22 protein-coding genes are annotated in these 23,193 nt (G+C 69.3%); 20 read left to right on the forward strand and 2 right to left on the reverse strand.

The window, feature by feature from the left end; translation table 11 throughout:
• From rplP to rpsQ, 3 genes are read left to right on the forward strand one after another with little or no spacing between them, the layout of a single operon-like run.
• On the forward strand, positions 1 to 417 hold the full coding sequence (gene rplP / locus G6N23_RS03620; protein ID WP_019737223.1) for a 50S ribosomal protein L16: 417 nt from the start codon (positions 1 to 3) through the stop codon (positions 415 to 417).
• Entirely contained in the window at positions 417 to 659 is a 243-nt protein-coding gene (rpmC, locus tag G6N23_RS03625; protein ID WP_065023309.1) for a 50S ribosomal protein L29, read from the forward strand. The genes rplP and rpmC overlap by 1 nt, the downstream gene beginning before the upstream one ends.
• Positions 659 to 976 (forward strand): 30S ribosomal protein S17, encoded by a 318-nt coding sequence (rpsQ, locus tag G6N23_RS03630; protein WP_085261811.1) that lies wholly within the window; start codon positions 659 to 661, stop codon positions 974 to 976. Before rpmC ends, rpsQ begins: the two co-directional genes overlap by 1 nt.
• A 15-nt stretch (positions 977 to 991) precedes the next feature.
• On the opposite strand, the gene eccE is transcribed toward rpsQ, so the two are convergent.
• A complete protein-coding gene (gene eccE, locus G6N23_RS03635) occupies positions 992 to 2,188 on the reverse strand; it encodes a type VII secretion protein EccE (RefSeq protein ID WP_085261812.1) in 1,197 nt (398 codons plus the stop codon).
• Between the two features lie 156 nt (positions 2,189 to 2,344).
• Entirely contained in the window at positions 2,345 to 3,268 is a 924-nt protein-coding gene (locus G6N23_RS03640) for a hypothetical protein (protein WP_157997543.1), read from the reverse strand.
• 512 nt (positions 3,269 to 3,780) lie between these two features.
• On the opposite strand from G6N23_RS03640, the gene G6N23_RS03645 reads away from it, so the two are divergent.
• The 17 genes from G6N23_RS03645 (at position 3,781) to G6N23_RS03725 (ending at position 23,188) form a co-directional block, all read left to right on the forward strand.
• On the forward strand, positions 3,781 to 4,695 hold the full coding sequence (locus G6N23_RS03645; RefSeq protein ID WP_085261815.1) for a LysR family transcriptional regulator: 915 nt from the start codon (positions 3,781 to 3,783) through the stop codon (positions 4,693 to 4,695).
• A gap of 70 nt (positions 4,696 to 4,765) precedes the next feature.
• Positions 4,766 to 7,123 (forward strand): arylsulfatase, encoded by a 2,358-nt coding sequence (locus tag G6N23_RS03650; protein ID WP_085261816.1) that lies wholly within the window; start codon positions 4,766 to 4,768, stop codon positions 7,121 to 7,123.
• Positions 7,124 to 7,127: 4 nt separating this feature from the next.
• On the forward strand, positions 7,128 to 7,982 hold the full coding sequence (locus tag G6N23_RS03655; protein ID WP_085261817.1) for a formylglycine-generating enzyme family protein: 855 nt from the start codon (positions 7,128 to 7,130) through the stop codon (positions 7,980 to 7,982).
• A gap of 443 nt (positions 7,983 to 8,425) precedes the next feature.
• Complete coding sequence (gene rplN / locus G6N23_RS03660; RefSeq protein WP_003883432.1) at positions 8,426 to 8,794, forward strand: 50S ribosomal protein L14; 369 nt, start codon at positions 8,426 to 8,428, stop codon at positions 8,792 to 8,794.
• The gene (gene rplX, locus G6N23_RS03665) at positions 8,795 to 9,112 is read left to right on the forward strand and encodes a 50S ribosomal protein L24 (RefSeq protein ID WP_085261818.1); all 318 of its coding nucleotides are present in this window, start codon (positions 8,795 to 8,797) and stop codon (positions 9,110 to 9,112) included.
• Between the two features lie 2 nt (positions 9,113 to 9,114).
• On the forward strand, positions 9,115 to 9,678 hold the full coding sequence (gene rplE, locus G6N23_RS03670) for a 50S ribosomal protein L5 (protein ID WP_085261819.1): 564 nt from the start codon (positions 9,115 to 9,117) through the stop codon (positions 9,676 to 9,678).
• Between the two features lie 4 nt (positions 9,679 to 9,682).
• Positions 9,683 to 9,868: a type Z 30S ribosomal protein S14 gene (locus G6N23_RS03675; RefSeq protein ID WP_019737213.1), complete on the forward strand. Its 186-nt coding sequence runs from the start codon at positions 9,683 to 9,685 to the stop codon at positions 9,866 to 9,868.
• 20 nt (positions 9,869 to 9,888) lie between these two features.
• Positions 9,889 to 10,287, forward strand: a complete 399-nt coding sequence (gene rpsH / locus G6N23_RS03680) for a 30S ribosomal protein S8 (RefSeq protein ID WP_085261820.1) — start codon at positions 9,889 to 9,891, stop codon at positions 10,285 to 10,287.
• A 13-nt stretch (positions 10,288 to 10,300) separates the two neighbouring features.
• Positions 10,301 to 10,840, forward strand: a complete 540-nt coding sequence (gene rplF, locus G6N23_RS03685; RefSeq protein WP_085261821.1) for a 50S ribosomal protein L6 — start codon at positions 10,301 to 10,303, stop codon at positions 10,838 to 10,840.
• A 2-nt stretch (positions 10,841 to 10,842) separates the two neighbouring features.
• A complete protein-coding gene (gene rplR / locus G6N23_RS03690) occupies positions 10,843 to 11,250 on the forward strand; it encodes a 50S ribosomal protein L18 (RefSeq protein WP_085261822.1) in 408 nt (135 codons plus the stop codon).
• A 43-nt stretch (positions 11,251 to 11,293) separates the two neighbouring features.
• Positions 11,294 to 11,992 (forward strand): 30S ribosomal protein S5, encoded by a 699-nt coding sequence (rpsE, locus tag G6N23_RS03695; protein WP_085261823.1) that lies wholly within the window; start codon positions 11,294 to 11,296, stop codon positions 11,990 to 11,992.
• Between the two features lie 2 nt (positions 11,993 to 11,994).
• Positions 11,995 to 12,177, forward strand: coding sequence for a 50S ribosomal protein L30 (gene rpmD, locus G6N23_RS03700; RefSeq protein WP_085261824.1), 183 nt, complete (start codon positions 11,995 to 11,997; stop codon positions 12,175 to 12,177).
• The gene (gene rplO / locus G6N23_RS03705) at positions 12,174 to 12,614 is read left to right on the forward strand and encodes a 50S ribosomal protein L15 (RefSeq protein ID WP_085261825.1); all 441 of its coding nucleotides are present in this window, start codon (positions 12,174 to 12,176) and stop codon (positions 12,612 to 12,614) included. The genes rpmD and rplO overlap by 4 nt, the downstream gene beginning before the upstream one ends.
• A 272-nt stretch (positions 12,615 to 12,886) precedes the next feature.
• Positions 12,887 to 18,265 (forward strand): PGRS repeat-containing protein, encoded by a 5,379-nt coding sequence (locus G6N23_RS22550; RefSeq protein WP_163769694.1) that lies wholly within the window; start codon positions 12,887 to 12,889, stop codon positions 18,263 to 18,265.
• A gap of 236 nt (positions 18,266 to 18,501) precedes the next feature.
• Positions 18,502 to 20,955, forward strand: coding sequence for a collagen-like protein (locus G6N23_RS22355; protein WP_163769695.1), 2,454 nt, complete (start codon positions 18,502 to 18,504; stop codon positions 20,953 to 20,955).
• A gap of 50 nt (positions 20,956 to 21,005) precedes the next feature.
• Positions 21,006 to 22,796: a signal peptide peptidase SppA gene (gene sppA / locus G6N23_RS03720; RefSeq protein WP_085261371.1), complete on the forward strand. Its 1,791-nt coding sequence runs from the start codon at positions 21,006 to 21,008 to the stop codon at positions 22,794 to 22,796.
• Positions 22,797 to 22,882: 86 nt separating this feature from the next.
• The gene (locus G6N23_RS03725) at positions 22,883 to 23,188 is read left to right on the forward strand and encodes a DUF732 domain-containing protein (protein WP_197701532.1); all 306 of its coding nucleotides are present in this window, start codon (positions 22,883 to 22,885) and stop codon (positions 23,186 to 23,188) included.
• Positions 23,189 to 23,193 lie beyond the last annotated feature (5 nt).

Genomic DNA, 23,193 nt, shown 5'->3' on the forward strand with positions numbered 1-23,193 from the left:
ATGTTGATTCCCCGTAAGGTCAAGCACCGCAAACAGCACCATCCGAAACAGCGCGGTATCGCCAGCGGCGGCACCGCGGTGACGTTCGGTGACTACGGCATCCAGGCACTGGAGCACGCCTACGTCACCAACCGGCAGATCGAGTCGGCGCGTATCGCCATCAACCGGCACATCAAGCGTGGCGGCAAGGTGTGGATCAACATCTTCCCGGACCGTCCGCTGACCAAGAAGCCCGCCGAGACCCGCATGGGTTCGGGTAAGGGATCGCCGGAGTGGTGGGTCGCCAACGTCAAGCCGGGTCGGGTGCTGTTCGAACTCAGCTACCCCAACGAGGCCATCGCCCGCGCCGCACTGACCCGGGCGATCCACAAGCTGCCGATCAAGGCGCGCATCGTCACCCGAGAGGAGCAGTTCTGATGGCAGTGGGAGTTTCCGCTGGCGAACTGCGCGAGCTTAACGCCGACGAGCTCGTCGAGCGGCTGCGCGAGTCCAAAGAAGAGCTTTTCAACCTGCGTTTCCAGATGGCGACCGGGCAGCTCAGCAACAACCGTAGGCTCCGCACGGTGCGCCACCAGATCGCGCGCATCTACACCGTGTTGCGCGAACGGGAACTGGGCCTGGCGTCCGGTCCCGATGGTTCTGAAGGCGAGGCATCGTAATGGCAAAGGCTGCAAAGGCCGAGGCCCCCGAGAAGGGCCCCAAGCACACTCCGCGCACGGAGAAGCCGCGGGGCCGCCGCAAGACCCAGATCGGCTACGTGGTCAGCGACAAGATGGAGAAGACCATCGTCGTCGAGCTGGAGGACCGGGTGAAACACCCGCTCTACGGCAAGATCATCCGGACCACCAAGAAGGTCAAGGCGCACGACGAGAACAACACGGCCGGCATCGGCGACCGCGTGTCACTGATGGAGACCCGTCCGCTGTCGGCGACGAAGCGCTGGCGCCTGGTGGAGATCCTCGAAAAGGCCAAGTAGTCAAGGCCTTTCCGGTTACGCCGGTACCCTGACCCGTGCCAGCGGTTGCGGCGCGGTAGGGCCGAGTGGCACCTGCAGCGACTCTTGCTCGTCCATCTGCCGCCCGGGTACCGCCAGCGCCCGGCGCATGGCTGTGGGCAGGCTGGTACGCAACGCGGTCAACTGCCGACCGTTGAGGCGGTTCAGTCCGGCCGACATCTTTCTGCGCAGTCGGTCGGCGCTGTGGTAGCGCACCAACACCGAAACCTCGGTGTGGTTGTTCGGTGCGCTCAGCCGGACGGTGACCGCTGTGGTGTCGGCCGCGGGCAGCCATAGCCGTTCCAGATTCTCCGTGGAGATGTCCCGGGGCGACATCCAGAACGTGGCCGCGAACTGTTTGGGGCCCTTGGGTTGTTTCTGCTTCAACCGGCGCCGCCGCCGTCGGATCCGACTGGGCGACAGGCCGGCCAGTATCGCGGCATCGACGTCGGCGAACTCTTCGGCCGCCAGTACGCGAGCGACGACATGTCGCTCCTGCAGGGCATGCGCGAGCCGCTCGGTGGCTACCGCCAGCGTTGCTGCCACGGAGTCGCGCACGGCCACCGCCTCGGCGTTGCGCATCGGGTCCATCCGCAGGATCAGCCAGGTGTCTCGCGGGCCGGAGTCAGCGGGCACAGCCGGTGCCCGCTCATCATCGCCGGGGGAGCCATCGCCGTCGGCCGCAACGTCACGCGTGAGCACGGAGACGATGTCGATACCGTCGAGCCGCACATCGAACTGCCGCAGGGCGGCGGCAACAACTCCGACCGGTATTGCGGTCGGCGGCCGGTGGCCGCGTCTATGGCGACCGGACGACTCCGGCAGCGATGGCTCCACTGCGATCACCGTGACCAACTGGCCCTGGTATTCGCGCAGGCCGACGACATCGCGGCTGTAGCGCCGGCGGTGGTCGAACCCGGGCGTACAGCCCTCGTTGAGAAACGACGCCGGATTGGCGAAACGATCCAGTAGCCGGGCCAGCAATATCGCCGTCAGCGGGACCCTCCGGTGGGTGATCAAGGCGGCCATCGTCACCACCGCCGCGACCCCGACACCCGGCCACCAGGCGCGGGCCGCCGTCCCGAGCTGATCGGGCCAATGGCCGGCGATCCGCAAGATCGCGATATCGATGAGGAATACCGTTGTCACACGCAGCCAGGACAGATTCAGCCCAAAGCTATGCTGTGCCTTCATGGTTTTGCCTGCTTCATGGCCCCCCGAAGAATTCCCATGATTCGTGCGGTGACCGGGTTTCCCGGTTCGTTTGTAGCCCAAACATCCCAGGCCCCCTGGGCTGGAGACCTGGGATGTCGGACCTGCCGTCGACGACGGCCAGGTGTTTGAAGAGCCTCAAATGCCGAGGAAGTCCGAAGGGTCGATACTGCCGGCGATGTCCGCGGCGCTGCCGGAGGCGGCGTCAGCGGCGGTCCCGGCGGCGTCGGCTGCGGTTCCGGCGGCGGCGTCGGCTGCGCCGCCCGCAGCATCTGCGCCCAGCGTGGACAGGCCGCTGAACGCGTCACCGGGATCGAGCAGCGCGGCCGCGTCGAAATCGGTCGGAATGTTGAAGTCGCCGAACGGTGTCGACAGGGTGTCGGTGATGGTGCTTGCCGCACCATCCGCCCCCGGGATGGCGGTGTAGATGTTCTCGAACCCGTTCCCGAAGTTCATCACGTCGTACACCGTTCCCACCGCAGGCAGATCGGAGTCCGTCGCTCCGGAGGCCGGATCGACGTCGGTGATGGTGAACTCCGTGTTGTGGATGCCGCCAAAGAGATTCGTGACGTCTTCGCTGGCGGTGACATTGCCGAGGTCGGTGGCGCCGGATCCGGTGCCGCTGGTGACGTCGAATGACTGATCGCCCTCGCCGACCTGGAACAACGGCGGTGCGCTGAACAGCGGACTGAGCGGGGTGAAGCCCTCCGATCCGTCGGCCTGCACCGGGGTGAAGGTGTCCTGGCCGATGGTGAAGCCCTCACTGCCGGCCGGCGTCGTGTCACCGGGCGTGCTGTCGGTCGGCGTGATACCGCCCGTATCGCCGAGCGGCGACGAATTCGTGGTGCTGGTGTCCGGTGTCGTGCTGGTGTCAGGTGTGATGGTGCCGATGTCGCCGAGTGGCATCGGGCTGGGGGCGCTCACGACCGGGCCGAGTGCGCCGCTCTCGCCGAGCAGGGCATTTGTGTCCGGGCCGCTTCCCAGACCGTTTGTCAGGGCGGTGCCGCCGACCTCCCCAGCCGTGCCGACACCATTGTCGGCGAAAGCAAGTCCGGTGGACACGAATGTGGTCGAGAGTAGACCTGCGGTGACACCACCGACCGAAAATATGATCCGTCGATTCATTTCGGTGCGTTCCTTCCGTTCTTCGATGTCCCCGGGGATGAGCTCACCTTTGAACTCGCCCGGGCATAGATGAACATCGCCAATCCGCCCTCCGCCCGGGCATCGCGCGTCGCGATGCCGATGCACGCATCAATAGCGTTGGGCGGCAACGTATGTCCGGACACCCAGGAAACTGATTCAACCCCCCTCGGCATCCTCGTCAGACGCTAACGGGTCGATGCTGCGGCCACCACCCCTGCCAACGGATATTTCAACAGTTAATTTCAATGTAGAGAATCGCCGTCATCGATCGACCCACGTAATGGCGACGATGTAAGTCCTTGGGGCAGTTACCTTATGGATAAGGTCAGCTTTTCGCTCGGTTTAGTCTCAGCCGAATCAAAGTAATCCTATTGCCGGATCGGAATTTTCGGTTTGACCGATCACAGTCGGGCTGCACACTGATCGCTATGGAACTTCGCCAGCTGAAACATTTCGTCGCCGTGGCCGAAGAGCTGCACTTCACCCGGGCGGCGGCGAAAGTCCACGTGGTGCAGTCCACCTTGTCCGCCTCGATCAGCGGTCTGGAACAGGAACTCGGCACCGCGCTGCTGGTCCGCAACAATCGTCGCGTCGACCTCACCGCCGCCGGCCACGCACTGCTGCCGGACGCGCAGAATGCCCTGGCCGCCGCGGAACGCGCACGGGCCGCCGTGGATGCCGTCCGGGGCCTGTTGTCCGGAACGTTGACGGTGGGGGTGATCCAGGGGCTGGGAACCATCGACCTGCCCGCACTGCTGGCCCGATATCACCGAAGCTTCCCACGCATCGAGATCACCTTGCGGCAGGACGCCATCGACGCCTTGGTGAACGCGACCGCCGACGGCGGGCTGGACCTGGCCTTCGTCAGCCGCCCCTATGACCCGAACCGGGTGACGGAACTGTCACTCGGTACCGAGTTCCTCGTGCTGGCGGTGCGCCGCGATGACCCGCTCGCCCGCAATGAGGCCGTCGCCCTGACCGATCTGCAGGACCGGGAATTCGTCGAGCGCCGGGCGGATCTGCGAACCCGCCTTCACATTGACGGCATCTGTGCCGACCTCGGATTCCAGCGGACCATCTGTGCCGAGACCAACACGCCGGGAGATCTGGTCGATCTGGTCGCCGCCGGCATGGGCATCGCCTTCCTGCCGCCCGCGCTGGTGGCCAGATCAGAGCACATCGTCGGGGTGACGACCGATCCGGCGATCCCCCGTGAGCTGGCGCTTATCACCCCCAGTGAACGCGCACCCTCACCCGCAGCCGCGGCATTTCTCGGTGAGCTGCTGTCGGCCGGTGCCGCAGAGCACCGCGCGTCCGGACACTGGCGACGATCCGCGGTCTGAAAAACGCCGGGGATGTCGCCGGAGCCGGTAGTCTCGCACCCGATCCGGGGGGCTGACAGCGGAGTAGGCGATGGCGAGTTCGACCAGTTTCACAGGCAAGATCAATCTCGACATCCGGGAGTCCGAGCCGGACTGGGGTCCGTTCGCTGCGCCGACGGCTCCCGACGGCGCCCCCAACGTGCTCTATCTGGTCTGGGACGACACCGGTATCGCCACCTGGGACTGCTTCGGCGGCCTGGTCGAGATGCCGGCGATGAACAGGATCGCCCAACGCGGCATCCGGCTGTCCCAATTCCACACCACGGCATTGTGTTCCCCGACGCGGGCCGCCCTGTTGACCGGTCGCAACGCCACCAGCGTGGGCATGGCCACCATCGAAGAGTTCACCGACGGTTTCCCCAATTGCAGCGGACGCATCCCGTTCGAAACCGCGCTGCTCAGTGAGGTTCTCGCCGAGCGTGGCTGGAATACCTTCTGTGTCGGCAAGTGGCACCTGACCCCATTGGAAGAGTCCAACATGGCCGCCACCAGGCGGCACTGGCCGACGCAGCGGGGATTCGACAGGTTCTACGGCTTCATGGGCGGGGAGACCAACCAGTGGTATCCCGATCTGGTCTACGACAACCACCCGGTAGCACCCCCGGCCACCCCGGAGGACGGATACCACCTGTCCAAGGACATTGCCGACAAGACAATCGAATTCATCCGCGACGCGCAGACGATCGCGCCCGGTAAGCCCTGGTTCGGCTACATCTGCCCGGGCGCCGGGCACGCCCCGCACCATGTCTTCACCGAGTGGGCCGATCGTTATGCCGGTCGTTTCGACGTGGGCTACGAACAGTACCGGGAGATCGTCCTGGCCAACCAGAAGAAGCTCGGCCTGGTACCGCCGGACACCGAGATGTCTGAGGTCAACCCCTATACCGATGTCACCGGCGTCGAGGGCCAGCCCTGGCCCGCGCTGGACACGGTGCGCCCCTGGGACAGCCTCGATGACACCGAGAAGCGGTTGTTCGCCCGGATGGCCGAGGTGTTCGCCGGATTCCAGAGCTACACCGACGCTCAGATCGGCCGAATCCTGGACTACCTCGAGGAATCCGGCCAACTCGACAACACCATCATCGTGGTGATCTCCGACAACGGGGCCAGCGGCGAGGGCGGACCCAACGGGTCGCCCAATGAGAACAAGTTCTTCAACGGCTACATCGACACCGTCGAGGAAGCGATGAAACTCTTCGACCAGCTTGGTGGTCCGGAGACCTACAACCATTACCCGGTTGGATGGGCGATGGCGTTCAACACCCCCTACAAGCTCTACAAGCGTTACGCCTCCCACGAGGGCGGCATCGCCGACCCGGCGATCCTCAGCTGGCCCAAGGGGATCGCCGCCCGTGGCGAGGTGCGCGACACTTACATCAACGTCTGCGACGTGACACCGACTGTCTACGACCTGCTCGGCATCACCTTTCCGGAGACCGTGCGTGGCATTGCGCAAAGACCGCTGGAAGGAGTCAGTTTTAAAGCGGCGCTTGTGGATCCGTCCGCGGACACCGGTAAGCACACCCAGTTCTACACGATGCTCGGAACCCGCGGGATCTGGCACCGCGGATGGTTCGCCAACACCGTGCACGCGGCGACCCCGTCCGGCTGGAGCCACTTCGACGCCGACCGCTGGGAGCTCTACCACATCGAAGAAGACCGCAGTCAATGCCGCGATCTGGCCGGCGAGCATCCCGAAAAGCTCGAAGAGCTCCAGGCGCTGTGGTTCGCCGAGGCGGAGAAGTACAACGGGTTGCCGCTGGCCGACCTCAACATCTTGGAGATGACCACTCGCCAGCGGCCGTATCTGTCCGGCGACCGTACCGGCTACATCTACTACCCGAACACCGCCGAGGTGCCACTGGGGGCGTGCGTCGAGCTGCGTGGGCGGTCGTTCACGGTGCTGGCGCGCGTCACCGTGGACTCGGCCGGAGCCGAGGGTGTGCTGTTCAAACAGGGCGCCCGGCACGGTGGCCATGCGCTGTTCATTCAGGGCGGAAGGCTGCACTACGTGTACAACTTCCTCGGTGAGCGGGAACAGTGGTTGTCCGCACCCGATCCGATCCCGTTGGGACAGCAGGTATTCGGGGTACAGTTCAAACGCCGTGGCACCGTCGAAGGTAGCCACACGCCGGTCGGGGAGGCCTCACTGCACATCGACGACGCGGTGGTCGCCACGCTGTCGGACATGATCACCCAGCCGGGTGCGTTTGCGTTGGCCGGCGGCGGGGTGAGCGTCGGGCGCAACACCGGCCAGGCGGTGTCCTCGGCGTACCGGTCGCCGTTCGGCTTCACCGGCGGGACCATCGCGGACGTCACAGTGGATGTCAGCGGCGAGCCGTACCTTGACGTGAAAAAGAGCCTGGCGGCCGCTTTTTCGCGGGACTGAGGCGATGCTGACCGAACTGGTGGAGATACCGGGCGGGTCGTTCCGGATGGGCTCGACGAGTTTCTATCCCGAAGAGGCTCCGATTCACACCGTGTCGGTGGCGGCGTTCGCGATCGAGCGGCATCCGGTGAGCAATGCCCAGTTCGCCGAATTTGTCGCTGCGACAGGGTATGTGAGTGTCGCCGAACAGGAACTTGATCCGGCTTTCGCCGCCGAACCGGGCGCGTTGGTCTTCGCCCCCACCGCCGGGCCGGTCGATCTGCGCGACTGGCGGCAGTGGTGGCGGTGGGTACCCGGCGCGAGTTGGCGGCAACCGCTCGGCCCGGGCAGCACCGTCGACGACAAGCCGGATCACCCTGTGGTCCAGGTCGCCTATCCCGACGCGGCCGCCTACGCCCGCTGGGCCGGGCGGCGGTTGCCGAGCGAAGCCGAATGGGAGTACGCCGCCCGGGCCGGCCTGAGCACCACCTATACCTGGGGCGACATGGAGAAGCCGGGCGGCGTCGTGATGGCCAATACCTGGCAGGGCGCCTTTCCCTACCGCAACGACGGCTGGTCCGGCACGTCGCCGGTGGGGACGTTTCCACCCAACGGGTGGGGGTTGGTGGACATGATCGGCAACGTGTGGGAGTGGACGACCACCGAGTTCGTCGGTCATCACCGGCTCGATTCCTCCCCGAAGGCCTGTTGCGCGCCGGTCGGGCCCGCCGATCCGGGCGTCAACCAGACCCTCAAGGGTGGATCGCACCTGTGCGCGCCGGAGTACTGCCACCGCTACCGGGCCGCGGCCCGCTCTCCGCAGTCGCAGGACACCGCTACCAGCCACATCGGGTTTCGCTGCGTGACGGGCGGGGAGTGATCGCGCGAACGAGCGTGTCTGTACGCCTTGCCCCGGCGTGTCGCGTACAAGTACGCACCCTCACGGTCGGGGACCCGGCCCCACCCCACGCTGAAAGTCGGCGGCTTCGACGCTGCTGCCGCACACGACGGTGACCACGTGTCGGCCGGCGAAGCGGTCCGGGTCTTCGAGGGCCTGGCCGCGAGCGTGCATAGTTGTACGTCGTACCCGGCGTGTTGCGGGACAAACGCGCACGCTGGGCGGATAAGCCTCATGGATTTGGTGCTTTACGCCCCGTGACCTAGACTTCAGGGGTTGCCGAGAGCAGACCTCGGCCAGCGCAAGTTGGCCCTGCGTGCTCTTCGACCACGCAAGAACTGGAAGACCACGCACGTCCGGGAGGATTCCGGCTGGCCGGCTAGCCCTGCCATGCCGCGCGTCGACCCGAAAATTGAGGAGATCTGGTGATTCAGCAGGAATCGCGGTTGAAGGTCGCCGACAACACAGGTGCCAAGGAGATCTTGTGCATCCGGGTGCTCGGCGGCTCGTCGCGGCGCTACGCCGGCATCGGTGATGTCATCGTGGCGACCGTGAAGGACGCCATCCCGGGCGGCAACGTCAAGCGGGGTGACGTCGTCAAGGCCGTGGTGGTTCGCACCGTCAAGGAACGTCGCCGCGCCGACGGCAGCTACATCAAGTTCGACGAGAACGCCGCGGTGATCATCAAGGCCGACAACGACCCGCGCGGAACCCGCATCTTCGGGCCGGTCGGCCGCGAGCTGCGGGAGAAGCGGTTCATGAAGATCGTCTCGCTGGCCCCGGAGGTGTTGTAGATGAAGGTCCACAAGGGCGACACCGTGCTGGTCATCGCCGGCAAGGACAAGGGCGCCAAGGGCAAGGTCCTCAAGGCCTACCCCACCCGCAACCGGGTGCTGGTCCAGGGCGTCAACCGGATCAAGAAGCACGTCGCGAACTCGGCCAACCAAGCCGGTGCGTCCTCGGGCGGGATCGTCACGCAGGAGGCCCCGATCCACGTCTCCAACGTGATGGTCGTCGACTCCGACGGAAAGCCCACCCGGATCGCCTACCGGGTGGACGCCGAGTCCGGCAAGAAGGTTCGCGTCTCCAAGCGCAACGGCAAGGACATCTAGGGATGACTACGGCAGAGAAGATCCAGCCCCGGCTCAAAGTGCGCTACCGCGAGGAGATCCGGGACGCGCTGAACAAAGAGTTCAACTACGCCAACGTGATGCAGATCCCGGGCGTGGTCAAGGTCGTCGTGAACATGGGCGTCGGAGAAGCCGCCCGCGACGCCAAGCTGATCAACAACGCGGTCAACGACCTGGCGTTGATCACCGGCCAGCGGCCGGAGATCCGCAAGGCCCGCCTGTCGATCGCCCAATTCAAGCTGCGCGAGGGTATGCCGATCGGCGCCCGGGTGACGCTGCGCGGTGACCGGATGTGGGAGTTCCTGGACCGGCTCACCTCGATCGCGCTGCCGCGTATCCGCGACTTCCGCGGATTGTCGCCCAAGCAGTTCGACGGCTCCGGCAACTACACCTTCGGGCTGGCCGAGCAGTCGATGTTCCACGAGATCGACGTGGACTCGATCGACCGCCCGCGTGGCATGAACATCACCGTCGTCACCTCGGCGACGAACGACGACGAAGGGCGAGCGCTGCTGCGGGCTCTCGGCTTTCCGTTCAAGGAGAAGTGACCAGATGGCGAAGAAAGCGTTGGTTAACAAGGCGGCCCGCAAGCCCAAGTTCGCGGTGCGCGCCTACACCCGCTGCAACAAGTGCGGCCGTCCGCGCGCGGTACTCCGCAAGTTCGGCCTGTGCCGAATCTGCCTTCGCGAGATGGCGCACGCCGGCGAACTGCCCGGTGTGCAGAAGAGCAGCTGGTGACGGCGGAGGAGCAGCGCTAAATGACTATGACGGACCCGATCGCGGACTTCTTGACCCGTCTGCGCAACGCCAACTCGGCGTATCACGACGAGGTGACCCTGCCGCACTCGAAGATCAAGGCCAACATCGCCGAGATCCTCAAGCGCGAGGGTTACATCACCGACTACCACGTCGAAGAAGCCCGGGTGGGCAAGGCGCTGGTAGTCAACCTCAAGTACGGCCCGAACCGGGAGCGCAGCCTCGCCGGTCTGCGCCGGGTGTCCAAGCCCGGACTGCGGGTCTACGCGAAGTCGACCAACCTGCCGCGGGTGCTCGGCGGCCTGGGCGTGGCGATCATCTCCACGTCGTCGGGTCTGCTCACCGACCGTCAGGCGGCCAGACAGGGCGTGGGCGGCGAAGTCCTCGCGTACGTGTGGTGAGGGAGTAGCAGACATGTCGCGTATTGGTAAGCAGCCGATCCCGGTCCCGTCCGGGGTCGATGTGACGATCGACGGCCAGCAGCTGTCGGTCAAGGGGCCCAAGGGCACCCTGGAACTCACGGTCGCCGAGCCCATCCGGGTGGCACGCAACGACGACGGCACCCTGGTGGTCACCCGTCCCGACGACGAGCGTCGCAACCGCTCGCTGCACGGTCTGAGCCGCACCCTGGTGGCGAACCTGGTCACCGGCGTCTCGGAGGGCTACGTCCGCAAGATGGAGATCTTCGGCGTCGGATACCGCGTGGTGCTCAAGGGCTCCGACCTCGAGTTCGCCCTGGGCTACAGCCACCCGGTGCTGATCAAGGCTCCCGAGGGCATCACCTTCGCGGTGGAGACGCCCACCAAGTTCTCGATCTCGGGCATCGACAAGCAGAAGGTCGGTCAGATCTCGGCGAACATCCGCCGCCTGCGCCGCCCCGACCCCTACAAGGGCAAGGGCGTGCGTTACGAGGGTGAGCAGGTACGCCGCAAGGTCGGAAAGACAGGTAAGTAGCCATGGCGCAATCACCAGCAGACACCGCGGCGCACAAGCCCGTCGGGCAGAACGCCTCGGAGGTGCGGCGCAACCACCGGGTGCGTCGGCACGCGCGGCTGCGCAAGAAGATCGCCGGGACCGCCGAGCGTCCGCGCCTGGTGGTGCACCGCTCCTCGCGGCACATCCACGTGCAGCTGGTCGACGACCTGGCCGGTCACACACTGGCTGCGGCGTCCTCGATCGAGGCCGACGTGCGGGGTGTCGACGGCGACAAGAAGGCGCACAGTGTGCGGGTCGGCCAGCTCATCGCCGAGCGCGCCAAGGCCGCCGGCGTGCAGACCGTGGTCTTCGACCGCGGCGGCTACACCTACGGTGGACGTATCGCGGCGTTGGCCGACGCGGCACGCGAGGGCGGATTGAAGTTCTGATGCGCCAGATGACTGACTTCATGAACATGACTGGAAGGACCGCATGATGGCGGAGCAGCCGACGGGGGCCTCCTCGACAGGTCCCGACACGGGCAACGCCCCCCGTACCGACGGGCGTGACAGCCGTGACAACCGGGGCGGGCGCGGTGGCCGCGACGGTGGTCGCGGCGGCCGTGACAACCGGGACGGCGACAAGAGCAACTACCTGGAGCGCGTCGTCGCGATCAACCGGGTGTCCAAGGTGGTCAAGGGTGGCCGCCGGTTCAGCTTCACCGCGCTGGTGATCGTCGGCGACGGCAAGGGCATGGTCGGGGTCGGCTACGGCAAGGCCAAGGAAGTTCCGGCCGCGATCGCCAAGGGTGTCGAGGAAGCCCGCAAGAGCTTCTTCCGGGTGCCGCTGATCGGTGGCACTATCACCCACCCGGTCCAGGGCGAAAAGGCCGCCGGTGTGGTGTTCCTGCGCCCGGCCAGCCCGGGTACCGGTGTGATCGCCGGCGGCGCGGTGCGCGCCGTGCTGGAATGCGCCGGGGTGCACGACATCCTGTCCAAGTCGCTGGGCAGCGACAATGCGATCAACGTGGTGCACGCCACCGTGGCCGCGCTGAAGATGCTGCAGCGTCCCGAAGAGGTGGCCGCCCGGCGGGGTCTGCCCATCGAAGACGTGGCGCCGGCCTCGATGCTCAAGGCGCGGCGGGAGAGCGAGGCGCTCGCCGCCAGTGCCGCGCGGGAAGGCACGGCATAACCATGGCAAACCTGAAGATCACCCAGATCCGTGGCACCATCGGTGCGCGCTGGAAGCAGCGCGAGAGCCTGCGCACCCTGGGTCTGCGCAAGATCCGCCAGTCGGTGGTGCGTGAAGACAACCCCCAGACCCGTGGTCTGATCCGGGTTGTCCACCACCTCGTGCAAGTGGAGGAAGCCGAATGACCATCAAGCTGCACGACCTGCGCCCCGCGCCCGGGTCGAAGACCAAGCGCACCCGCGTCGGTCGCGGTGAGGGCTCGAAGGGCAAGACCGCGGGCCGCGGCACCAAGGGCACCAAGGCCCGCAAGAACGTGCCGGTCCGGTTCGAGGGCGGACAAATGCCGATCCACATGCGGCTGCCCAAGCTGAAGGGCTTCCGCAACCGGTTCCGTACCGAGTACGAGGTCGTCAACGTCGGCGACATCAACCGGCTGTTCCCATCCGGCGGCACCATCGGGCTCGACGAGCTGGTGGCCAAGGGCGCCGTTCGCAAGAACACGCTGGTCAAGGTGCTCGGCGACGGCAAGCTCACCGTCAAGGCCGACATCTCCGCGCATAAGTTCAGCGGTAGCGCCCGCGAGAAGATCACCGCAGCCGGAGGCACGGCCACCGAACTGTAAGGTTTCTCCAGGAAAAGACGTCACCCGGATCGCACCCCATCCCACCAGATGGGGTGCGATTTTTTGTCTGAAACAGGCGGATTGACGCAGACGTAAATTGAGTTCTTGCTATGTATCTCACAGCCTTATATAACATGAGGTGAGTGACGGTAGTCACTCGGCCGGGGTCGGTCTGCTGGGAAGGCGTTGGGCATATGAGGCGTCGGCTGCGTTCAGGATCCACCGGGGGGCGCGGCGGCGCCTCTCGCCGTGCCGTTGGAGCGGGTAGCGCCGTGGCCGCCTTCCTGGCATTCGGGATGGCGCCGATGGCGGCCCCACCGGACGCCCGTGCGGACTTCGGGTTTGACGATTTTCTGGGGTGGTTCGGTCTGGAAGCCGACTCTCAAGCACTTCCGCCCGAGTGGATCGGCTCGGCCTGGGATCTGCCCGATTCGGCTGATGCGACTGGGATGGAGATAGCCCAGCTGTGGGACACCTACTTCTACATGCCGCTGCATGCACTTTTGCAGGACTGGATCAACTCTGATTTCGGGTCGCAGGTCAATGGCGTGATCAACCAGGTCTTCGCGCCGTTCACCGAGAACTTCTGCGGGATGATCTGCAACGGCGCCGACGGCACCGAGAGCAGCGTGAACGGCCAGGCCGGTGGGCTCTGGTTCGGCGACGGCGGTAACGGCTGGACCTCGGACATCGAGGGTGTAGCCGGCGGTAACGGCGGCCACGCCGGTGGTATCGGCAACGGTGGTGATGGTGGCGCCGGCGGTCTGGGTGCTGATGGTGGTAACGGCGGTCATGGTGGCGAGATGTGGGGCCACGGCGGCGATGGCGGAGCCGGTGGCGCTGCGACGGCGACGCTGGTGGCTGGGGACGGTGGCAACGGCGGGTCCTCGGGTCAGGCCCAAGACTTCTTCGGCATGGGTGCGTGGGGCAACGGAGGCAACGGAGGCAAGGGCGGCGCGGGTCTGACCGGCGCCGACGGTGCGGACTCCTCGGCCGCCGGGGTGGCTGGCGGCGACGGCGGTACGGGCACGGCGGGCGGTAAAGGCGGCGACGGCGGGGCCGGTTCGACGTGGCTCGGCATCGGCGGTAACGGCGGCGCCGGCGGTGCCGGCGGCGGGGGCGGCGCGGGCGGCAGCGGCTTCGACGGTGCCGAGGGCTCCTTCGCCGGCGGCGGTGACGGCAGTGGCGGCAACGGAAGTAACGGCGGCGCCGGTGGCAACGGCGGCGCCGGTGGACAGGCCGGCGCTGGCGGGGCGGGCGCGTGGTTGTTCGGTGGATCCGGTGCCGCGGGTACGAACGGCACGGCCGGGGCCGGCGGTATCGGCGGGGACGGCAAAGACGGCGGCGATGGCGCCGACGGCGCGGCCGGGACCGACGGGACGGCCGGCGACCCGAATGGCACCGCCGGAATCAGCGGCGGCAATGGCGGGGATGCCGGGCGCGGTGGCGCCGGTGGTGTGGGCGGCGACGGCGTGGTTGCCGCCGACGGCGCCGACGGCCATGCCGGGATCGGCGGCAACGGGGGCAAGGGCGGCGATGGCATCGACGGCATCGACGGCACCGCCGCCGCCCCGAACGGAACCGCCGGTGGTAACGGCGGCGCCGGCGGCAGCGGCGGTCAGGGCGGATTGGAAGCCGACGGCACCACCCGCGCTGCCGACGGCAATGGTGCCGCCGGAGGTATCGGCGGTAATGGCGGAGCCGGATATGACGCGCTCGCTGCCGGTGCGGCGCCGGGCACGTCCGGCGGCAGTGGCGGTACCGGTGGCAGCGGTGGCGCGGGCGGTACCGGTGCCACCGGAGGGGCCGGCGGTAATGCCGGCGATGGCGGTCGGGGCGGTGATGGGGTCGCCGGGCTGGCCGGAACCAACGGTGCCAACGCCGGCGACGCGGGCAATGACGGACAAGCCGGAGGCAGCGGTGGGACCGGCGGCGCTGGTGGTGCCGGTGGCAACGGAGGCGCGGCGACCTCGCCGGCCGGGGCGGCCGGCAGCAACGGCAACGGCGGCGACGGCGGCGCCGGAGGCAATGCCGCAGCCGGGGGGATCGGCGGCGACGGCGCCGACGGCGACGCGAACCAGGTGGATGGCGGCGCGGGCGGTAACGCCGGCGACGCCGGCACCACCGGCGCGGGCGGCGCCGGCGGCGCAGCCGGTACCGGCGGATCCACCGGCACCGGAGTGGCGGGCAGCGGCGGGGCCGACGGATCCGGTCCGGCACCCACCGACACCCACGGCGGTGACGGCGGCGATGGCTTCACCTCGACGACACCCGGGCTGTCCGGCGGTGCCGGCGGAGCCGGTGGCAGCGGCGGAACCATCGGCAACGGCGGGGCCGGCGGCCACGGCGGAGGCGGCGGCGACGATGCCGACGGCGGAAACGGCGGCGCCGGCGGTGACGGCGGCACCCAGGTCGGCAACGGCGGGACCGGCGGGAACGGCGGCGCCGGGCAGGGCACCGGCACCGGTGGTGACGGCGGTGACGGCGGGGATGGCGGCGCCGTGCAGGGCGACGGCGCCGACGGCGGCGACGGAGGCGCCAACGGCGGCAGTGGCGGCAATGGCGGCGACGCCATCGGCAGCGGCAACGGCGGCGATGGCGGCGACGGCACCGCAGGGGCCAACGGCGCCAACGGCGGCTCGGGTACCCAGCCGGGCGAGGCCGGTGCCGACGGCTTCGCCGGCCAGTCGGGTGGCACCGGCGGCGCCGGCGGTACCGGCTCCGGTGCGGGTCATCACGGCGGCCAGGGCGGTGCCGGAGCCACCGGAGGCAACGGCGGCGACGGCGGTGACGGCGTGCAGGGTGCAGCCGGCACGTTCGACAACGCGGGCACCGGCAACGGCGGGAACGGTGGTGCGGGCGGTAGCGGCGCGGCCGGCGGTCAGGGCGGCGATGGCGGTGCCGGCGGCGCGGGCATCAACGGCGCGACCGCCGGCAGCCAGGGCGTCGGTGGCAGCGGTGGCAACGGCGGCGACGCGGGTATGGCCGCCGACGGGGGCCGTGGCGCCGACGGGATCGCCACGCATCCCGATGCCGGCAACGGCGGCGACGGCGGCGTGGTCGGTGAGGCCGGCGCAGCCGGTGACGGTGGATCCGGTTCGACACCTGGTTCGGACGGCAACGCCGGTAATGGCCCGTCCGGCCAGCAGGGCAACGGCGGTGACGGGGGCGACGGCTACGACGCCGCCAGTGATCCGAACGCGGCGCCGGGCACCAGCGGCGGCAATGGCGGCCTGGGTGGGGACGGCAGCCTGTTGGGCACCGGCGGCGAGGGCGGGTCCGGTGGCAATGGCGCCACCGGTGCAACCGGTGACGCCGGTATGACCGCGGGTGCGAATGGCATGACCGGCGGTACCGGCGGTGATGGCGGTGACGCCGGGAAGGGCGGTACCGGCGGCGCCGGCGACGGCGGTGATGGAGTCGCGGGGCAGGGGGGTGATGGCGGTCGGGGTGGGAATGGTGCTGATGGCGCTGATGGTGATGATTCGACGCAGGTCGGGGTGGCTGGGGGTGTGGGTCAGGATGGTGGTGCTGGTGGTGATGGGGGTGTCGGCGGTAAGGGTGGTTTGACCGCTGCTGGGTCGGCGAGTGGTTTTGATGGCGCTCAGGGTGTCGGTGGTGATGGTGGCGATGGTGGTGTGGGTGGTCGCGGCTTTGATGGGGTGGCTGGTGGGGTCGGTTCGGCCGGTGATGACGGCATCGATGGCACGGCGACGACGGCGGCTACTGCTGGTACTGCTGGTGGTACCGGTCAGATCGGTGGTGCGGGCAGTGATGGTGGTGCTGGGGGCAATGGTGGTGCGGCCGGTCATGGTTCGACCGATGGCAGCCAGGGTCTTGGTGGTGTTGGTGGTGCCGGGGGCAATGGCGGGACTGGTGGCACCGGTGGTGGCGGCGGTCATGGTGGGGATGGGTATGACGCTGCGACGGATCTGAGTGCGGCGGCGGGTACTTCTGGTGGTGATGGTGCCGTTGGTGGTTCCGGTGGTGCCGGGGGTGCTGGGGGTGCGGCCGGCCAGGGTGGTGCCGGTGGGTCCGGTGCGGGCGGGCAGGCTGACTCGGGTGCTGATGGCGTCACCGGCAATCAGGGTGCCGGTGGTGTTGGTGGCAATGGTGGTTCCGGCGGTGATGGGTCGACGGGTGCTCTTGGTGCCGATGGCGCCACGGCGGGTGCTGATGGTGAGACCGGTGGCGCTGGTGGCAACGGCGGTAATGCCGCGGCGGGTGGCGCCGGCGGTGTGGGTGGCGGTGGCCAGGCCGCCAGTGGCACTGATGGCACAGCCGGTTCTGGTGGTGCCGGTGGTCGGGGTGGGAATGGTGCTGATGGCGCTGATGGTGATGATTCGACGCAGGCCGGGGTGGCTGGGGGTGTGGGTCAAGATGGTGGTGCTGGTGGTGATGGGGGTGTCGGCGGTAAGGGTGGTTTGACCGCTGCTGGGTCGGCGAGTGGTTTTGATGGCGCTCAGGGTGTCGGTGGTGATGGTGGCGATGGTGGTGTGGGTGGTCGCGGCTTTGATGGGGTGGCTGGTGGGGTCGGTTCGGCCGGTGATGACGGCATCGATGGCACGGCGACGACGGCGGCTACTGCTGGTACTGCTGGTGGTACCGGTCAGATCGGTGGTGCGGGCAGTGATGGTGGTGCTGGGGGCAATGGTGGTGCGGCCGGTCATGGTTCGACCGATGGCAGCCAGGGTCTTGGTGGTGTTGGTGGGGCCGGGGGCAATGGCGGGACTGGTGGCACCGGTGGTGGCGGCGGTCATGGTGGGGATGGGTATGACGCTGCGACGGATCTGAGTGCGGCGGCGGGCACGTCTGGTGGTGATGGTGCCGTTGGTGGTTCCGGTGGTGCCGGGGGTGCTGGGGGTGCGGCCGGCCAGGGTGGTGCTGGTGGGACCGGTGCGGGCGGGCAGGCTGACTCGGGTGCTGATGGCGTCACCGGCAATCAGGGTGCCGGTGGTGTTGGTGGCAATGGTGGTTCCGGCGGTGATGGGTCGACGGGTGCTCTTGGTGCCGATGGCGCCACGGCGGGTGCTGATGGTGAGACCGGTGGCGCTGGTGGCAACGGCGGTAATGCCGCGGCGGGTGGCGCCGGCGGTGTGGGTGGCGGTGGCCAGGCCGCCAGTGGCACTGATGGCACAGCCGGTTCTGGTGGTGCCGGTGGTCGGGGTGGGAATGGTGCTGATGGCGCTGATGGTGATGATTCGACGCAGGCCGGGGTGGCTGGGGGTGTGGGTCAAGATGGTGGTGCTGGTGGTGATGGGGGTGTCGGCGGTAAGGGTGGTTTGACCGCTGCTGGGTCGGCGAGTGGTTTTGATGGCGCTCAGGGTGTCGGTGGTGATGGTGGCGATGGTGGTGTGGGTGGTCGCGGCTTTGATGGGGTGGCTGGTGGGGTCGGTTCGGCCGGTGATGACGGCATCGATGGCACGGCGACGACGGCGGCTACTGCTGGTACTGCTGGTGGTACCGGTCAGATCGGTGGTGCGGGCAGTGATGGTGGTGCTGGGGCAATGGTGGTGCGGCCGGTCATGGTTCGACCGATGGCAGCCAGGGTCTTGGTGGTGTTGGTGGTGCCGGGGGCAATGGCGGGACTGGTGGCACCGGTGGTGGCGGCGGTCATGGTGGGGATGGGTATGACGCTGCGACGGATCTGAGTGCGGCGGCGGGCACGTCTGGTGGTGATGGTGCCGTTGGTGGTTCCGGTGGTGCCGGGGGTGCTGGGGGTGCGGCCGGCCAGGGTGGTGCCGGTGGGACCGGTGCGGGCGGGCAGGCGAACTCGGGTGCCGATGGCGCGGTTGGTGCGCAGGGCGCCGGCGGCAACGGCGGCCTGGGCGGCAACGGTGGCAACGGCGCAGCCGGCGGAATCGGAACGACTGGTCCGGACGGTGGCGTGGGCACGGCGGGAACCAGCGCGACGCCCGACGGTGGCACCGGCGAGACCGGGCACACCGGTGGGCAGGGTCAAGCGGGCGGCAACGGCGGGGCCGGCGGCCAGGGCGGCGCGGCGGGCACGGGTTCCACGGACGGCGTGGTGGGTGCCGGCGGTGTCGGCGGCAACGGTGGCACCGGCGGCCAGGGCGGAACCGGCGGCAACGGCGGCACCGGCGGCGCCGGCTACGACCAACCCGGCACCACCGGGCTGTCCGGCGGCAATGGTGGCATCGGCGGCGCAGGCGGAACCGGCGGTGACGGCGGCGAGGGCGGCACCGCAGGCCTCGGCGGCCTGAACGGGGCGGGTGTCGACCGGGCCGACTCGGGAACAGACGGCGCCACCGGTGTGCAAGGTGTCGGCGGCAACGGCGGCGAGGGTGGCGTCGGCGGCGACGGCGCGACCGGCACCACCGGCGGCAACGGCAGCACCGGCAACACCGGGACGGCGGGAACGGTGGGCAGCACCACCGGCGGCACCGGCGGCACCGGCGGCGATGGCATCGACGGCGGCACCGGCGGCAACGGCGGTACCGGTGGCCAGGGTGGCGCCGCGGGCACCGGCAGCACCAACGGCAGCGTCGGTGCCGGCGGGAAGGGCGGTGACGCCGGTGACGGCGGCCAGGGCGGCGACGGCGGGGCGGGCGGCACCGGCGGCACCGGATACACCTCGCCCACGGCGAATGGTGCCGATGGCGGCAATGGCGGGACGGGTGGCACCGGCGGCAACGCCGGCCACGGCGGCGCTGCCGGCACCGCGGGCGCCGGCGGCCTCGACGGGGCCGGAAACAACCCGGCGGACGCCGGTAGCGCCGGCAGCGGCGGCGCCGACGGTCACGCGGGCGTCGGCGGTGACGGCGGCCTGGGCGGCAACGGCGCCCAGGGAACCGCCTCCAACTCGGTGAACACCGCCGGTGGAACCGGTGGGAAGGGTGGCACCGGCGGCACCGGCGGTCAGGGCGGTCTGGAAGCCGACAACGTTACGCACGCCCAGCAGGGCGACGGCGGCGACGGCGGCGACGGCGGCAAGGGCGGCACCGGAATGGACGGCGCCGACGGCACCAATGTCGTCGTCGTCTCCACACCGCCACAGACCGGCGGCAATGCCGGGGCGGGTGGCGTCGGCGGCGCCGGTGGAGACGGGTTCAACGCCGGCAACGGCGGCGACGGCGGGACCGGTGGGACCGCCGGCGCCGGTGGAGACGGTGCGGATGCCCTGGCCAGCGTTTTGGGGCCGCAACAGGGCGGAACCGGTGGTGTCGGTGGTGTCGGCGGGGTAGGTGGTGTGGCCGGAACCTCCAACGGTGGAGCCGCCGGCAGCAACGGCGACGGCGGCGACGGTGGAGTCGGCGGTGCCGGCGGAGAGGGCGGCAGCGTCCTGGTCGGTCTGGGTGGCTCCGGTGCTCAGGGCGGCCACGGCGGCACCGGCGGGGTGGCCGGAGTGGGCGGCGGCAGCGGAGCCACCCAAGGAGCGGCCGGGGTCAGCGGCGCGGGTGGTGTCGGTGGCGACGGCGGCGATGCGGGTATCACCTTGATCGGTGGTTCTACCGGTGGACTCGGCGGCACGGGCGGCACCGGCGGTGCCGCCGCGAGCCAGGCCGACAGCATCGCCGGTCAAGGCGGCGAGGGCGGGCACGGCGGTGACGGCCTGGCCGGAACCCTCGGCGGCGGCAAGGGCGGCACCGGCGGCAACGGCGGTGCCGCGAGCAACGCCGACGGAAGTGTCGGCGGCCAGGGCGGGACCGGCGGCACCGGCGGCACCAACCTCGCCGGTCTGGCAGTCGGTAGCACTGGCGGCACCGGCGGAACCGGTGGCGCCGCCGGCAGCGGGGTCGGCAGTGTCGGCGGCCAGGGCGGCACCGGCGGCACCGGTGGCAGCAACGTTGTCGGCGCGTTGGCCGGCGGCGCAGGCGGCGCCGGCGGTACCGGTGGCGCCGGCGGCAGCGGGGTCGGCAGTGTCGGCGGCCAGGGGGGCACCGGCGGCGAGGGTGGCGACAACCTCCTCGGTCTCGCACCCGGCAGCACAGGCGGCGCCGGTGGCACCGGCGGCGCTGCCGGCACCGCGGCCGGCAGCACCGGCGGCGCCGGTGGCACCGGCGGTGCCGGTGGCGGTAACGCCTTGAGTGCCGTCGGCGGTGACGGCGGCGCCGGCGGCAAGGGTGGCTCGGGTACGGCGGCCGGCACCAACGGCGGCGACGGTGGCACCGGCGGCGCGGCCGGCGGTGACTTCATCGGAGTCTTTACCGGTGACGGCGGCGTTGGGGGCAACGGCGGAAACGGCGGCGCCGGGGGAACCGGCGGCACCGGTGGCACCGGTGGCTCGGCGAACGGCGACCCGGGCTCTCCGGGTAGTGCACCCAGCGGTAGCACGGGCGGCGCGGGAGGTGCCGGCGCTCCCGGGAGCATCGTCGGGTAGCGCCCCCGAGCTTGAGAACTGGGCCAGGCCACGCCGGTAGGCTGAAATGCATGTTCTCCCTGCTGCCCGGGGTGCCCGGCCTGGATGACCTGCGCGGCGTTGCCCGTCGCATCGACACCGCTCGACACCACGGCGTGCCCGACGGGGTCGTGCTCGAACTCGACCTGCAGTCGTTGCCGCACGAAACCGGCGGTTTCGACCCGCTGACGCTGATCCGTTCCGGGAGCCAGCCGCCGGTGCTGCGTGACGTGGTGGCTGCCATCCACCGCGCGGCCGAAGACCCCAGGGTCGCCGGACTCATTGCGCGGGTGCAGCTTTCGTCCGCGGCGGCCGGACCGGTCCAGGAGCTTCGGGCCGCGATCGCCGACTTCACCGCGGTCAAGCCGTCGTTGGCGTGGGCGGAGACCTACCCGGGCACCTTGTCCTACTACCTGGCGTCGGCGTTCGGCGAGGTGTGGATGCAACCGTCCGGGACACTCGGGCTGATCGGCTTCGCCACCAATGCGACGTTCCTGCGCACCGCACTGGACAAGGCCGGAATCGAGGCACAGTTCGTCGCCCGCGGCGAATACAAGTCGGCGGCCAACCTGTTCACCCAGGATTCCTACACCGACGCGCACCGGGAGGCCGACACCGCGCTGGTGGAAAGCCTGCACACGCAGGTGCGCCAGGCCGTCGCCGAATCCCGGAATCTGGACGCCGGCACGGTAGATGAACTGGCCGATCGGGCGCCGCTGCTGCGTGAAGACGCCCTCCGGTCTGGCCTGATCGACCGGATCGGCTTCCGCGACGAGGCCTACGGCCGGATGGCTGAACTTGCCGGCGGCCAAGGGGATTCGGCAGCTGATGCCGATGGCCCCGACGCCCCGCCTCGGCTGTATCTGACGCGGTACGCGAACGCGACCGCCGGGCGTCCGTCGACAACGTCCCTGCCGCCCATCCCCGGCCGCAAGACCAAGCCGGCCATCGCCGTGGTGACGGTGGCCGGGCCGATCGTCAGCGGCTCCGGGGGGCCGCAACTGTCACCCTTCGGCAACCGCAGTGTCGGCGGCGACACGATCGCCGCGGCCCTGCGCGAGGCCGCCGCCGACGACGATGTCACCGCGATCGTGCTCCGGGTGGACAGCCCGGGCGGGTCGGTCACCGGGTCGGAGACCATCTGGCGGGCGGTGCAGCAGGCACGGGAAGCCGGCAAACCGGTGGTGGCGTCGATGGGCGCGGTCGCCGCCTCCGGCGGCTACTACATCTCCGCGGGTGCCGACGCCATCGTCGCCAACCCCGGCACCATCACCGGATCTATCGGGGTGGTGACCGGCAAGCTGGTCGCCCGCGAGCTCAAGGACCGCCTCGGAGTCGGCACCGACACCGTGCGCACCGGCGCCAACGCCGACGCCTGGTCGATCAACGCCCCGTTCACCGCCGAACAGCAGGGACAAGTCGAGACCGAAGCCGACCTGTTCTACAACGACTTCGTGGCGCGGGTCGCGCAAGGCCGCAACCTGTCCACCGAGGCGGTCGACGCGGTGGCGCGCGGACGGGTATGGACCGGCGCAGACGCCGCGGAACGCGGCCTGGTCGACGAGTTGGGCGGACTACGCACCGCAGTGCGGCGCGCCAAGGTGCTGGCCGGACTCGACGCCGACGCGCAGATCCGCACCGTGTCCTATCCCGGCTCGTCATTGTGGGAGTTCATCCGGCCGCGCCAGTCCTCGCAGCCGGCGGCCGCGTTGTCCGATGCCGTCGGGGCCCTGCTGGTGCGCTCGCTGACCGGGATCGTGGAGCAGGCGGGGAGATCGATCAACGGTGCCCAGGTGCTGTGGCTCGGGGAATCGCACTGGTGAGGATGTAACACAGATTCAACAAACGCTTGCGCGACAGCAAAAGCTCGGTAACGCGCGCTTAACGAGCGCCACGCATGCTTACAGCCATGAAACGGTTACTGCTGTTGGCGGGTCTGAGCGCGATGATCGGCCTCGCCGCTCCCGCCCAGGCCGCACCCACGGGAGTTGACGGGCAGTTCCTCGCCACGCTGACCGGTGCCGGTCTGATCCACACCGGAAACGACCAGGCCGCCGTCTCCGCCGGTCGCGCGGTGTGCCAGCTGATGGACGCCGGACTGTCCCCGATGGACACCGTCGTCGCGGTGCAGACCACCAACCCCGGCTTCACCATCCAGAAAGCGGGCGAGTTCGCCGCGATCTCCACCGCGCATTACTGCCCGGAGCACCTGTAGTCACC

The sequence above is a fragment of the Mycolicibacter terrae genome (assembly GCF_010727125.1).
Taxonomy (GTDB): Bacteria; Actinomycetota; Actinomycetes; order Mycobacteriales; family Mycobacteriaceae; genus Mycobacterium; species Mycobacterium terrae.

What these genes read in the sequence shown, in the direction of transcription:
- rplP (WP_019737223.1), top strand. Translation starts at nt 1, where the DNA reads ATGTTGATTCCCCGTAAGGTCAAGCACCGCAAACAGCACCATCCGAAA.
- rpmC (WP_065023309.1), top strand. Translation starts at nt 417, where the DNA reads ATGGCAGTGGGAGTTTCCGCTGGCGAACTGCGCGAGCTTAACGCCGAC.
- rpsQ (WP_085261811.1), top strand. Translation starts at nt 659, where the DNA reads ATGGCAAAGGCTGCAAAGGCCGAGGCCCCCGAGAAGGGCCCCAAGCAC.
- eccE (WP_085261812.1), bottom strand. Translation starts at nt 2,188, where the DNA reads ATGAAGGCACAGCATAGCTTTGGGCTGAATCTGTCCTGGCTGCGTGTG.
- G6N23_RS03645 (WP_085261815.1), top strand. Translation starts at nt 3,781, where the DNA reads ATGGAACTTCGCCAGCTGAAACATTTCGTCGCCGTGGCCGAAGAGCTG.
- G6N23_RS03650 (WP_085261816.1), top strand. Translation starts at nt 4,766, where the DNA reads ATGGCGAGTTCGACCAGTTTCACAGGCAAGATCAATCTCGACATCCGG.
- G6N23_RS03655 (WP_085261817.1), top strand. Translation starts at nt 7,128, where the DNA reads ATGCTGACCGAACTGGTGGAGATACCGGGCGGGTCGTTCCGGATGGGC.
- rplX (WP_085261818.1), top strand. Translation starts at nt 8,795, where the DNA reads ATGAAGGTCCACAAGGGCGACACCGTGCTGGTCATCGCCGGCAAGGAC.
- rplE (WP_085261819.1), top strand. Translation starts at nt 9,115, where the DNA reads ATGACTACGGCAGAGAAGATCCAGCCCCGGCTCAAAGTGCGCTACCGC.
- G6N23_RS03675 (WP_019737213.1), top strand. Translation starts at nt 9,683, where the DNA reads ATGGCGAAGAAAGCGTTGGTTAACAAGGCGGCCCGCAAGCCCAAGTTC.
- rpsH (WP_085261820.1), top strand. Translation starts at nt 9,889, where the DNA reads ATGACTATGACGGACCCGATCGCGGACTTCTTGACCCGTCTGCGCAAC.
- rplF (WP_085261821.1), top strand. Translation starts at nt 10,301, where the DNA reads ATGTCGCGTATTGGTAAGCAGCCGATCCCGGTCCCGTCCGGGGTCGAT.
- rplR (WP_085261822.1), top strand. Translation starts at nt 10,843, where the DNA reads ATGGCGCAATCACCAGCAGACACCGCGGCGCACAAGCCCGTCGGGCAG.
- rpsE (WP_085261823.1), top strand. Translation starts at nt 11,294, where the DNA reads ATGATGGCGGAGCAGCCGACGGGGGCCTCCTCGACAGGTCCCGACACG.
- rpmD (WP_085261824.1), top strand. Translation starts at nt 11,995, where the DNA reads ATGGCAAACCTGAAGATCACCCAGATCCGTGGCACCATCGGTGCGCGC.
- rplO (WP_085261825.1), top strand. Translation starts at nt 12,174, where the DNA reads ATGACCATCAAGCTGCACGACCTGCGCCCCGCGCCCGGGTCGAAGACC.
- sppA (WP_085261371.1), top strand. Translation starts at nt 21,006, where the DNA reads ATGTTCTCCCTGCTGCCCGGGGTGCCCGGCCTGGATGACCTGCGCGGC.
- G6N23_RS03725 (WP_197701532.1), top strand. Translation starts at nt 22,883, where the DNA reads ATGAAACGGTTACTGCTGTTGGCGGGTCTGAGCGCGATGATCGGCCTC.